At 68.7% G+C, this 12,031-nt stretch carries 10 protein-coding genes and 1 tRNA gene; 4 read left to right on the top strand and 7 right to left on the bottom strand.

The window, feature by feature from the left end; translation table 11 throughout:
• Nucleotides 1–81: 81 nt before the first annotated feature.
• Nucleotides 82–1,248 carry an L-rhamnose isomerase gene (gene rhaI, locus ACNPM4_RS16190; protein WP_029263751.1) on the bottom strand — a complete coding sequence of 389 codons (1,167 nt, stop codon included), beginning with the start codon at nt 1,246–1,248 and terminating at the stop codon, nt 82–84.
• Complete coding sequence (locus ACNPM4_RS16185) at nt 1,245–1,643, bottom strand: L-rhamnose mutarotase (protein ID WP_448986362.1); 399 nt, start codon at nt 1,641–1,643, stop codon at nt 1,245–1,247. Before ACNPM4_RS16185 ends, rhaI begins: the two co-directional genes overlap by 4 nt.
• Before the next feature lie 143 nt (nt 1,644–1,786).
• Between ACNPM4_RS16185 and ACNPM4_RS16180 the strand changes: the two genes are divergently transcribed.
• Nucleotides 1,787–2,794, top strand: coding sequence for a LacI family DNA-binding transcriptional regulator (locus ACNPM4_RS16180; RefSeq protein ID WP_448986361.1), 1,008 nt, complete (start codon nt 1,787–1,789; stop codon nt 2,792–2,794).
• 455 nt (nt 2,795–3,249) lie between these two features.
• A complete protein-coding gene (locus ACNPM4_RS16175; protein ID WP_105711059.1) occupies nt 3,250–3,633 on the top strand; it encodes a helix-turn-helix domain-containing protein in 384 nt (127 codons plus the stop codon).
• 86 nt (nt 3,634–3,719) lie between these two features.
• On the opposite strand, the gene ACNPM4_RS16170 is transcribed toward ACNPM4_RS16175, so the two are convergent.
• From ACNPM4_RS16170 to ACNPM4_RS16150, 5 genes are all read right to left on the bottom strand, one after another.
• On the bottom strand, nt 3,720–6,314 hold the full coding sequence (locus tag ACNPM4_RS16170) for a family 78 glycoside hydrolase catalytic domain (RefSeq protein ID WP_448986360.1): 2,595 nt from the start codon (nt 6,312–6,314) through the stop codon (nt 3,720–3,722).
• 45 nt (nt 6,315–6,359) lie between these two features.
• Nucleotides 6,360–7,973: an MFS transporter gene (locus ACNPM4_RS16165; protein ID WP_448986359.1), complete on the bottom strand. Its 1,614-nt coding sequence runs from the start codon at nt 7,971–7,973 to the stop codon at nt 6,360–6,362.
• Complete coding sequence (locus ACNPM4_RS16160; RefSeq protein WP_448986358.1) at nt 7,970–8,689, bottom strand: ion channel; 720 nt, start codon at nt 8,687–8,689, stop codon at nt 7,970–7,972. The genes ACNPM4_RS16165 and ACNPM4_RS16160 overlap by 4 nt, the downstream gene beginning before the upstream one ends.
• On the bottom strand, nt 8,686–10,155 hold the full coding sequence (locus ACNPM4_RS16155; protein ID WP_448986357.1) for a DUF2252 domain-containing protein: 1,470 nt from the start codon (nt 10,153–10,155) through the stop codon (nt 8,686–8,688). The genes ACNPM4_RS16160 and ACNPM4_RS16155 overlap by 4 nt, the downstream gene beginning before the upstream one ends.
• A gap of 170 nt (nt 10,156–10,325) precedes the next feature.
• Complete coding sequence (locus ACNPM4_RS16150; protein ID WP_448986356.1) at nt 10,326–11,036, bottom strand: potassium channel family protein; 711 nt, start codon at nt 11,034–11,036, stop codon at nt 10,326–10,328.
• 185 nt (nt 11,037–11,221) lie between these two features.
• On the opposite strand from ACNPM4_RS16150, the gene ACNPM4_RS16145 reads away from it, so the two are divergent.
• Nucleotides 11,222–11,310, top strand: a tRNA-Ser gene (locus ACNPM4_RS16145).
• Nucleotides 11,311–11,367: 57 nt separating this feature from the next.
• Nucleotides 11,368–12,031 (top strand): haloacid dehalogenase type II (locus ACNPM4_RS16140; RefSeq protein WP_448986355.1); only part of this gene is annotated, 664 nt, incomplete at its 3' end.

Here is a 12,031-nt window from a genome sequence, read left to right as displayed (position 1 = left end):
GCGACCGACGGGCGCGTGACCTGCGAAGGGCCGGCATGCTCCGAAGATACGCCGTGCATTCCCCGCTGTCGACGGGTGTGGTCAGGCGCCCCAGCCGGCCTGCACGCCCCCGACGCGGTCGGCGGCGATCTTCTGCTGGTAGCCGGACGCAGCGTAGGCGGCCATCGGGTCGGCGGCCAGACCGCGCGACTCGCGCCACTCGGCCAGGGCCGGGCGCACGTCGGTGTAGAACGCATCCATGAAGACGGCGTTCGCGGCGAGCACGTCGCCCGACTTCTGCGCGGCGGTGAGCGCATCGTGGTCGACGAGCAGCGCGCGGGCGGTCATCTCCTGCACGTTGAGCACCGAGCGGATCTGGCCGGGGATCTTGTCCTCGACGTTGTGGCACTGGTCGAGCATGAATGCCACATCGGGGTTGTTGAGGCCGCCACCGCGGATGACCTCGAACAGGATGCGGAACAGCTGGAACGGATCGGCCGCGCCGACGATCAGGTCGTCGTCGGCGTAGAAACGCGAGTTGAAGTCGAACGAGCCGAGCTTGCCGAGGCGCAGCAGCTGCATCACGATGAACTCGATGTTCGTTCCGGGGGCGTGGTGACCGGTGTCGAGGCAGACCATGGCCTTGTCGCCGAGGGCGCTGACCTGCGCGTAGGAGGTGCCCCAGTCGGGAACATCGGTGTGGTAGAAAGCCGGCTCGAAGAACTTGTACTCGAGCACGAGGCGCTGGTCGTCGCCGAGGCGTGCGTAGATCTTCTGCAGCGACTCCTGCAGGCGGTCCTGCCGGCCGCGGAGGTCGGCCTGGCCCGGGTAGTTCGAGCCCTCGGCCAGCCAGATCTTGAGGTCGCGGCTGCCGGTGGCGTCCATCACGTCGATGCAGGCGAGGTGGTGGTCGATGGCCTTCTGGCGGACGCCTGCGTCTTCGTGGGTGAGGGCGCCGAACTTGTACTCGTCGTCCTGGAAGGTGTTGGAGTTGATGGTGCCGAGCGTGACGCCCAGGTCTTCGGCGTGCTTACGCAGATCGTCGTACGAGTCGACGAGGTCCCACGGGATGTGCAGCGCGACCGAGGGGGCGAGGGCGGTGTACTTCTGTACCTGCGCCGCATCGGCGATCTTCTCGAACGGATCCCGCGGGGTGCCGGGGGTGCCGAACACCTTGAACCGGGTGCCCGAGTTGCCGAACGCCCAGCTGGGCAGTTCGATGCCCTGCTTCTCGAGGGTTGCGAGGTGGTCGGGGGAGAGGATGCTCACGATGCACTGCTTTCTGAGTCGTTGCCGGATGTTGAGTCGTCGTCGGATGCTGCGTGCCCGCCGGCAGTGGCGAGCTGGTCTTCGAGGTGGAACACCTCGGTGAGTGCGGTGGCGGCCTGGTCGGGCCGACCGTCGAGGCCGTGGAAGAACCGGCTCATCTCGGCCTCCCAACGCGCAGCGACCGGAGAGGCGGCGAGGTACGCCTGGGCGGCCGCATCGTCATCGGTCTCGTAGTAGCCGATGAGGGTGCCGTGACCGCCGAGGAACAGTGTGTAGTTGCGGCGCCCGGCGGCGGCGATCTCGGCCAGCATCTCCGGCCACACCGGGGAATGCCGTGCGAGGTACTCGTCGAGCAGCTCGGCACGGATCTGGAGCTGGAAGGCGACGCGCGTCATGGGGCTCCTCTGCCGTGGTGACGGGAAAATCTGAATCGTTTCAATACTCATGCTACGCAGGGCTCCGGCTGCCCGTCAAGCCGGAGCCTCGACGATTGATTGCCGTACACTGCGGACAGCATCCGAAGCGACGAGGAGCAGCAGTGGCAGTGAGTGTGCGCGACGTCGCAGCGGCGGCAGGTGTGTCCGTCGGAACGGTGTCGAACGTCCTGAACCAGCCGGACAAAGTCGCGGCGACGACGGTCGAGCGGGTGCAGGCGGTGATCGCCGAGCTCGGTTTCGTGCGCAACGATGCAGCCCGCCAGCTGCGCGCCGGTCGCAGCCGCAGCATCGGGCTGATCGTGCCGGACGCGGGCAACCCGTTCTTCGCCGACGTCGCCCGTGGCGCCGAAGCGCGCGCCGACGACGACGCCCTCGCCGTACTGCTCGGCAACAGCGACGAGAACCCCTCGCGGGAGGACAGCTACCTCGACCTCTTCCGCGAGCAGCGGGTGAACGGTGTGCTGATAACCCCCGCATCCGAAGACAGCGACAAGCTGCTGCGCGTGCAGGCGTCGGGCATCCCGGTGGTCTTGGTCGACCGTGAGGTGCCGGGGTCGGCGTTCTGTTCGGTTTCGGTCGACGACGTCGAGGGGGGATTCCTCGCTGCCCGGCATCTCCTGCAGATCGGACGGCGTCGTCTCGCCTTCGTGGGTGGCCCCGAGGGGATCACCCAGGTCGCCCAGCGCCTCGAAGGCGCTCGCCGAGCGGTCGCCGAAGTCTCCGATGCGACGCTCGAGGTGATCCGGATGCCGGCGCTCACGGTGCTGCACGGGCGCGCTGCCGGCGAGGAGATCGCCGCGCGTGCCGCGGGAGAGCGTCCGGATGCGGTCTTCGCGGCGAACGACCTGCTCGCGGTGGGGATGCTGCAGGCGCTGACCCTCTTGCGCACGATCCGGGTGCCGGAGGACATCGCGCTGGTCGGCTACGACGACATCGACTTCGCGACCGCGACCGTCGTGCCGCTGACGTCGGTGCGCCAGCCCGCCCAGCTCATCGGACGCACCGCGGTCGAGCTGCTGCTGCGGTCGATCAGTGATCCCGACGGCGAGTATGAGCGCCGGGTGCGGTTCCGCCCCGAGTTGATCGTGCGGCAGTCGACTGACGGCTGACCTTCAGGCGGCCCAGGCGGTCAGCCGACTGGGGAGTGGATCGCGCACGTGCTCCTGCTACCTCGCGAACATCGTCAACAATGATCGAATCTATAACGTCCGTGTTATACTTCGAGTGTGTGGAAAGTTGTCGATCATCCAGAGGCGACCGCGGAGTATTCGGCTTTGAACGCCCGAGAGGCCGTCGCCATCGATAACGCCGTGGCAAAGCTCCGCGTCGTGGGGGCCAGCCTCGGATATCCGCATACCAGCGATGTCAAGAACACTCAGAAACTCCGAGAACTCCGGCCCCGCGCTGGACGAAGCCCTGTGCGGGCGTTCTAGCGGCAAATCGGCGACACCTTCGTCATAGGGGCGTACGGACCGGAAGCCGAGAGCAACCCCAAAGGCTTCAAGAGGGCCTGCGTGGACGCCGTGAGAAGACTCAACCAGATCACCGTGACGAAGGGATCATCATGAACTTGTCGGACCTTCAGGACCACCAGGCTGTCCGCGATGCTCGCCGAGCATCGGATCCGGAGTACGCCGCCGAAGCGGCCCGCACCAAGCTCGCTGACGACGTCAGCGTCGCTGTCGTTCGCTACCGTGAGGAGCACCGCCTGTCGCAGACGGAGTTTGCGCGCCGGCTCGGCTGGAAGCAGCCCCACGTCGCCCGTCTGGAGCGCGGCGACGTCACCCCCTCTCTGGAGTCCCTCCAGCGGTTGGCTCGCGCCGGCGTGATCGAAGTGCAGGTCAAGCGGCAGGGCACGATCGTGAAGAACGCTGACTCAGCCGGTTCGGTGATCCGCAAGCATAATCCGGAGAATCACGTGAAGCGGCTCGCCAGTTCGACCGCCTGAGCAGGTATGAGCGCCGGGTGCGGTTCCGCCCCGAGCTGATCGTGCGGCAGTCGACCGCCGGCTGACCTTCGGCTCACGGCCGGCAGTCACCCCCACAGCGGCACCGAGCGCGTACGGGAGCCGTGCCCGAGTTCCTCGACGTCCGAGCCCAGAAGGTCGAGCTCTGCGGTCGTGCCGACGGGAACCACCACGTCGACCTGCAGCTCGTCGTGCTCGATGCGCCACGAGATCGACGCCTCGCCGTACGGGGTGAGCTGAGTCGCCGACGCATGAGTCAGCCCGCCGCCCGGCCGAGGCGCGAACCGGATGCGGCGGTAGCCGGGCGCGGCCGGGGCGAGCCCGGCGACACTGCGGTGGAGCCAGTCGGCCACCGCGCCCAGCGCGTAGTGATTGAACGAGGTCATGCTCCCCGGGTTGACGGTGCCGTCCGGAAGCAGGGCATCCCACCTCTCCCAGATCGTCGTCGCGCCGTGCACGACCTGATACAACCATGACGGGCAGTCCTTCTCGAGCAGTAGGTCGTACGCGGTGTCGACGTGGCCGGTGAGGGTGAGGGCGTCGCAGACGAGCGGAGTGCCGACGAAGCCCGTCGCGATGCGGTTGCCGTCGGCATGGACGAGTTCGGCGAGACGGTCACCCGCTTTCGCGCGCTGGGCAGGGTCAGGGAGTAGATCGAACGCGATGGCGAGAGCGTAGGCGGTCTGCGCATCCGAGGTCATCAAGCCGTCGGGCTTCACATATGCGGCACGGAAGGCTGCTGCGACCTCCGCGGCGAGAGCGGCGTACCGGTCCGCATCCGCGGAACGGTCGAGCACGCGAGCCATGTCGGAGACGGCGCGCGCCGATCGCGCGAAGTAGGCGGTCGCGACCAAGTAGCGGTCGGTTCGCCCATTGCCCGGGTCCTGCGGAGGAGCTGCGGGGTCGAGCCAATCGCCCAACTGGAAGCCCTCGTTCCACAGCCGGTCGGGGCCGGCGACCAAGTCGATCTTGTCGACCCATCGCCGGGCACTCTCGAACTGGGCGGCGAGCACGCCGACGTCGCCGAATCGCTGATGGAGCGTCCAGGGCAGCAGCGTCGCGACGTCACCCCAGGCGGCGCCGGGCCGGATCGGATCCCACACCCTGTGCGTGGGGATGACGGGGACGAACCAGGGGACGGTGCCGTCGGGCAACTGGTCCGCCTCCACATCGCGGAGCCAGCCGGAGAGCATCCCCGAGACGTCGAACAGTGTCGACGCGGTCGGGCCGAACACCTGGATGTCGCCCGTCCACCCCACGCGCTCGTCGCGCTGCGGGCAGTCGGTCGGGATGTCGACGAAGTTCCCCCGCATGCCCCAGACGACATTGCGGTGCAGCTGCTCGACCAAGGGATCCGAGCAGGCGAACCAGCCGGTGCGCTCGAGGTCGGTGTGCAGCACGCGCGCGGTGAGCGCGCCGGCGGCGGCATCCGCATCGAGGTCGCCCGGCCAGCCGTCGATCTCGACGTAGCGGAAGCCGTGGAACGTGAAGCGCGGCTCCCACTCCTCGCCGTCGGGGCGCCCGGCCAGCGTGTAGTGGTCGGTGGAGCGGGCGCTGCGCAGAGGACGCGTGTAGATCTCGCCCTCCTGCAGCACCTCGGATGTGCGGAGCGTGACGGTCGAACCCCGCGGTCCCGTGACGCGGATACGCACCCGCCCGACCAGGTTCTGACCGAAGTCGAGGATGCGTGCCCCGCTCGGTGAGGTGAGCACGGCGAGGGGCGCGACGTCTTCGGTCACTCGGACGGGCGGTCCGGTCGGCGCCACGAGCGTGCGCGGGTCGCGATCGCGCACGGTGACCGGCATCCAGCCACCGTCGTCGAAGGCGGCGGTCGACCAGGCCGGCACCTCCTGTCGCGCGTCGTGGTCCTCCCCGTCGTAGATGCCGGAACGGAGGATGGGGGAGGGCGCGCCCTTCCAGGCGTCGTCCGTCGAGAGGGTCTGACGTGTTCCGTCGGTGTAGGTGATCTCCAGCTGGCCGAGGAACGACAGGTCCCGCCCGAAGACGTTGCGGTGACCGCCGCGCCAGCCGAGCCGACCTCGATACCAGCCGTCGCCGAGCCAGGCTCCGAGCGCGTTCTCGCCGTCGCGGAGCATGTCCGTCACGTCGTACGTGTAGTACCGGAGTCGCTCGCGATAGGCCGTCCAGCCCGGTGAGAGCGTGTCGGAGCCGACGCGGATGCCGTTGATCTCGGCGTCGTAGAGGCCGTGCGCGGTGGCGTACAGCCGCGCGCGGGCGATCTCGCCGTCGACACGGAATCCCCGCCGCACCAGCGTCGCCCGGCGGGCATCGCTCTCCGGGTTCTCATCGAGCTCCAGCCCGACCGGCCTCGCGGACCAGTCCTCCGGGTGCAACAGACCCGTCTCCAGCCACGTCTCCGGGCTCGGATCAGACCAGCCGCCGTCGGCACCCTGCACCGAAACGCGTACGGCGACGCGTTCGCGGGAGTTGAGCGCGCGGCCCGGCCAGGGGACCAGCACCTGCTCGGCGGAGGCGACCTCGACGGTCTCGTCGTCGTCGGCGTGGACAACGGTCACCGCATAGGACTGCTGTTTCCAGTCGGCGGGAGCGTCGCTGAGCGTCCAGCTCAGTCGCGGGCGCGATTCGCCGATGCCGAGTGGCTCCCGGTGGTGTTCGATGCGCGGCGCGGAGACGGTCGTCATGGTGTTCATCCTTGCGGATGGCCCCTCCTCGCGCCCGCTCTGGCCTCAGGCCGTCGTCTCCCGGCGGGGTCGATGCACGTCCTTCGCGCTCGGTATCCCCTTCGAGAAGAGGAGCGAGAGGAGGCTGATCAGGATCAGCCCGAAGAAGGCGATGCGCAGCGACGACAGCTGCGAGTCGCGGTAGACCGTCGCGAGGGTGTCGGCATCCGCGTCGCTCAGGCCGGCGTCCTCGGCGATGGCGGCGACGTCCGCGGCGGGGACGATCGTGACGCCGTGCTCTGTCGCGGTCGCCACGGTCGTCTTCGTGGCGTCGGGCAGATCGCTCGCCGCGACCCCCGACGCGAACGACGTCGACAGTGCGCCGATGAGGATCGAGCCGATGAGCGCTGTTCCCAGCGATGAGCCGAGGTTCTGGAACACGCCCTGGAGGCCTCCGACCTCGCTCGTCTCCTTCTCGGTCACACTCGACATGTTGACGTTGCCGAGCTGCGAGGCGAGCAGACCGAGCGCCGCGCCGGCGAGGAACATCCCGGTGGCGAAGAATCCGCTGCGCAGATCGCTGGTGGCGGAACCGAGCAGGATGAGCGCGCTGACGACGAGCACCAGTTGACCGATCCGCACGATCGTCCGCGGCGACAGCATGCGCGAGAGCCGGGTGCCGACGATGGAGAACAGCACGAGGGCGATCGACAGCGGGAAGATCCGGATGCCGGTCTCCAATGCGTCGAGACCGAGCGTCATCTGCAGGTACACCGGCACCATGAAGAACAGGCCGGCCGTCACCGCGTATTGCGCGCCGAGCACTGACAGTCCGCTGCGGAGGGCGGTGATCGAGAACATCCCCACGTGCACGAGGGGCGCCCGCCCCGCGCGCTCGAGGCTCCGCTGCCGGGAGAGGAACAGTGCGAGCAGCACGAGCCCGAGCACGATGAGCCAGGCGGCGGGGGAGATGCCGAGCGGAGCGACGGAGACTCCGCCGATCTCGGGAGGGTTGAGCGGCAGGACCCACCCCCAGGTCTTGCTCTGCAGCATCCCGAACACGACCGTGACGAGTCCGACGGACGACAGCGCGACGCTGAGGATGTCGATACGCACACTCTGCCTCGGGGTCGGATCCGTGACGATCCGTGCGCACAGCACGACGCCGATCATGATGAAGACCTCAGCAACGAAGACATAGCGCCAGTCGAGGTACGTCGTCACGAATCCACCGATCAGGGGTCCGGCCGCGACGGCCGCGCCCGACACGGCGCCGATGATCGCGAACGCCGTGATCCGCTCGCGACCGCCGTAGTTGTCCGCGACGAGCGCCGCGATCGCCGGGATGACGAGCACGGCGCCGAGCCCTTCGACGATCGACCAGCCGAGGAACAGGAACTGCACGTTCGGACTCAGAGCCGTGATCAGCGATCCCACTCCATACACGCACGACCCGATCACGAACGCTCTGCGGCGCCCCCACACATCGCCGAGCTTCGCCCCCAGCAGCATGAACGCGGCCATCGTGAGCGTGTAGAAGGTGATGGCCCCCTGCATCGCGGCGACGGTGGTGTCGAGGTCGGACACCACGGTCGAGATCGACACGTTCATCACGGTGCCGTCGAGCACCATCACGAACTGCGCGGAACCGAGGACCGCGATGACGCCCCACTTCTTCATGAAGACTCCTTCGACAGCGCAGCGGTGGCGATCGCGCCGGCGCCGCGCATGATCCGCGCGACGGCGGTGATGAGGAACAGCTGACCGGTGATCGCCTCCGCGACCGCGACCGCCTGAGACGTCGCATTCGCGGGAACGAGGTTGCCGTAGCCGGTCGTGGTGAGGGTGGTGAACGAGAAGAAGAGCTGGTTGGCGAGTGAATCCTCGTCCGGGCCGCCGAACATCGGCTCGGGGGAGACGAGGGCGAGCAGATTGAAGACGAAGGTGAAGAACAGGCCGACCAGCACATAGGCGGTGACGGCCGCCAGCAGAGCCTCGGCATTGAGCCCGCGGCGCTTCACCTGGTCCCCGATGATTGCTACGGGGGACGCGAGCAGCGCGATCATCGTCGCCGCGGAGAACGCGATGTCGAGGATGTGCCCGCTGGCACCGACGAGTGTCGCGACGATCGCGGCCACCCCGGCGGCCGACAGGATCACCCACGCCACGTGCTGCACCACGCGGGGTGCGGCGGTGACCCGGAAGACCACGGCGACCGTCATGAGGGTCACCAGAAAGGCCCACGGGTTCGGGTTCAGGCCACGCTGCGCGGCGCACAGCGCATACGAGACGACGACCAGCGCGGCGACGACCGCATACCCGGATGCCCCGCTGAAGAGCAGGTCGGGGCGCCGCTCCTCGATGCGGGACCTCGCTGTCCGTGCGGAGGCGCTCACCGTCCCGGCTCCCCGGAACCCATCGTCGGCAGTCGCCCGGAGGCGCGGGCGGCGAGGAGCGCCGCGTAGTCCTCCTCGTTCTGATCGGCATAGGAGTCGGCGAAGGCGCAGATGGCGTCCTCGAACGCCCGGCCCCGGCCGAGGTAGCCGGCGACCTCGAGGCGATCCCCGCTCCGAGCGTGCCCGCGCGCGAGGGTCTCGCCGCAGATGCGTGCGTACAGGGCTGCTCCTCGTGGAGACATCGTGTCCGGATCGATTCCGCCCTTCCAATCGTGGAGCTGGCGCACGTAGAAGTCGCGCGTGATGCCGTCGGCGCCGGTCGCCTGCTGCCAGCCGAGGAAGAGGTCACTGGCTGCCTGCATGAGCCGTTGCCCGCGCACGACGCGCTCGCCCTCGGTCTCATGAGCGCCGGGACCGAGGAAGCGTTCGAGCACCGACGGCTGCGCGGTTTTCGCCTGCAGCAGCAGGGGGTCGCTGTCATCCCTCCCGCTGAGCAGGATCACCCATGCCCGCGTGCCGACGCTGCCGATCCCGCCGACGGTCCTGGCCATGTGCCGGTAGCGGTACTCGGAGATCGGATGCCGATCGCCCGGCAGCGTGTCCTGATACGCCGCGAGGAGATCGCGCATGATGCCGACCTCGTCGAGATCCTGAACGGCTCCGGGGAGGAGATCTTCGACGGGCGTCACCAGTGGTGGGTTCGGGATGATCCGCAGCTGTCCGTCCTGCACGTGCACGAGTTTCGCGAACGATCTCATCCGGTCGCGCTTGCGCGCCTTCTTGATGGCGGCATCGCGCCGCGCGACGGTCTCGTCCTCGGCTCTTCCGCGGTCGCGCTCCGCCCGGATCCGACGGCGTGCGCTGTCGGCGTCGAACCGGTCGTACCAGGCGTCGAGGACGTGGGCATCGGCGGCCCGCCGCATCGCCTTCCGGTACCCGACGATCGACGCGCGGACGCAGGCGTCGATCTCCTCCGTCGAGAAGCCGCGCTGCCGCCCGGCCACCGCGAAGCTCGTCGCCAGCCGTTTGAGATCCCACTCGAACGGCCCCGGGAACGTCTCGTCGAAGTCGTTCATGTCGAAGATCAGTCGACGCTCCGGGGTGCCGAACAGGCCGAAGTTCGACAGATGCGCGTCGCCGCACAGCTGCACGGTGATGCCGGTGTGCGCGGCGGTGGCGAGGTCGGACGCCATGAGCAATGCGGACCCGCGGAAGAAGGCGAAGGGCGACGCGGACATCCGCTCGTATCGCAGCGGCACGATGTCGAGATCCCGGGTCGTGGCCTGCCCCTCGAGCAGCGCGACCGGGTCGGGGCGGTCAGCAGACGGGTGCCAGGGGCCCTGCCGCGAGCGGGGTGCGCGGGTGCGCGCGTCGCGTCCCCGGTTGCGTCTGAGGACGAACTCCGGCGCGACCGCATCCGGCGCCGCGAAGTCGTCGCGCCCGTCGGCGTTTCGGTCACCGGCCATGTCGCACCTCGCACCCGTCTGATGACGGCGCGGGATCCGGGTGACCGGGGCGGATCCCCGGGGTCGGGTGCGGGCGGCGTCGCATCGCTCATCGTGGCAGTGCATGACGGACTCGACGTGGTGCACGTCACCCTTTTCGGGCGAGGAGCGCGGGGACGGAGCGGCTCGCCCTAGGCGTCGCTGGTCGTGGCGCGCTTCGCGCTCGCGCCCCGCATGATCCGCGCGACCGCCGTGATCAGGAACAGCTGACCGGTGATGCCCTCGGCGATGGCGACCGCCTGCCCGCCGGTGCCGACCGGCACGAGATTTCCGTAACCGGTCGTGGTGAGCGCCGTGAAGGAGAAGAACAGTTGGTTGCCGAGCGAGTCGAGACTCTTCTCGCCGAACAGCGGATCGGCCGAGATCTGCGACATCAGGTTGTACACGAAGGCGAAGAACATGCCGACGAGGATGTAGGCGGTGATCGCCGCCAGCAGGGCCTCCAGGTTGAGGCCGTGTCGGGTCACCTGGTGGGCGATGATGGCCCAGGGGGCGACGAGCAGCGCGATCATCGACGCGGCCGAGAGCGGGATGGCGAGCAGTGGGCCGCTGAGCCCGAAGAGATCGGCGACGACGGCGGTGATCCCGGCGATGGAGAGCACGACCCAGGAGACCCGCTGCACCAGGCGTCGGGCCCTGGTCACGTGGAAGACCATGGCGACCGTGGCGAGCATGGGGAGGAATGCCCAAGGGCTCGGGTCGGTGCTGGGCTGTATCGCGCACAGGCCGTACGACACGATGAGCAGGACGAGCACGATCCCGTACCCGAGCGCGCGGTCATCCCACCGGCGGCCGAGCCGACCTCGCAGGTGCTGTTCGTCCACCGCTTCTGTCCGGGGCATGTCGACTCCACTTCGGTGCGGTGGACGCGTCGTCCACGATGTGCGGCCAGTATCCCAGCGCCGGAGTGCATCCCCTCTCAGGGGGCGTGCGCGTCGGCCGGAAGGGGAACCGCGGCCCCGGTTCGAGACTGCCCGCCGAACCCGTTATGATGGCTGAGTGCATCCGATCTTCGGGTCGGATCCACGGAGACGTCGCATAGTCCGGCCGAGTGCACCACCCTGCTAAGGTGGAGTCCCCTCACGGGGACCAGGGGTTCAAATCCCCTCGTCTCCGCACTGTTCTTTTCATTCGCGGCCCCGGTCGTCTGTCGTTCACGGCAGACTCGAGAGCATGTTCCGCGACATCACGACCGTCGTCTTCGACGTGCTCGGCACCCTCGTCGACGAGCCCCGCGGTCTCCGCACCGCCATCGCCGAGGTGGGAGGCCCGGGCTGCGACTCCGAAGAGCTGCTCGGCATCTGGCAGGGTCACATCGAACGTGAGCAGGCGCGCATCGCGCGGGGCGTACGCGACTACGCCGATACCGAGACCCTCGATCGCGAGGCGGCTCTGCGGGTGGGCGCGGCTGCGGGAGTCGAGGGACAGGCACTCCTCGACCGGCTGGCCTCCGCGGCCGAGCGGCTTCCACCCTGGGATGACTCCGCCGACGGTGTCGCGCGACTCGCGCAGAGGTTCCGCGTGTTCGGGCTGTCGAATGCGACGACGAAGACGCTGCATCGGCTGGGAGCGCACGCGGGTCTGGAATGGGATCTGGCGCTCTCGGCGGACGCCGTCCGTGCCTACAAGCCGGTCCCCGAGGTCTACGCTCTGGCCGTGCAGGCGGCGGGCGGCGATTCGTCGCGAGTGCTGATGGTCGCGGCCCATGCCTGGGATCTGCGGGGTGCGCAAGCGGTGGGAATGCGCACCGCCTATGTGCGACGCCCGGTGGGAGACCCGCCGACTCCGTCAGACACGTTCGACGGTCGATTCGACGGACTTCAGCAGCTCGCCGACG

The sequence above is a fragment of the Microbacterium umsixpiens genome (assembly GCF_053543675.1).
This window is presented reverse-complemented; position numbering and strand designations above follow the sequence as displayed.

Coding starts and splice junctions, on each gene's coding strand:
- ACNPM4_RS16165 (WP_448986359.1), bottom strand. CDS start 7,973: ATGAAGAAGTGGGGCGTCATCGCGGTCCTCGGTTCCGCGCAGTTCGTG.
- ACNPM4_RS16175 (WP_105711059.1), top strand. CDS start 3,250: ATGAACTTGTCGGACCTTCAGGACCACCAGGCTGTCCGCGATGCTCGC.
- ACNPM4_RS16155 (WP_448986357.1), bottom strand. CDS start 10,155: ATGGCCGGTGACCGAAACGCCGACGGGCGCGACGACTTCGCGGCGCCG.
- ACNPM4_RS16170 (WP_448986360.1), bottom strand. CDS start 6,314: ATGACGACCGTCTCCGCGCCGCGCATCGAACACCACCGGGAGCCACTC.
- ACNPM4_RS16150 (WP_448986356.1), bottom strand. CDS start 11,036: ATGCCCCGGACAGAAGCGGTGGACGAACAGCACCTGCGAGGTCGGCTC.
- ACNPM4_RS16185 (WP_448986362.1), bottom strand. CDS start 1,643: ATGACGCGCGTCGCCTTCCAGCTCCAGATCCGTGCCGAGCTGCTCGAC.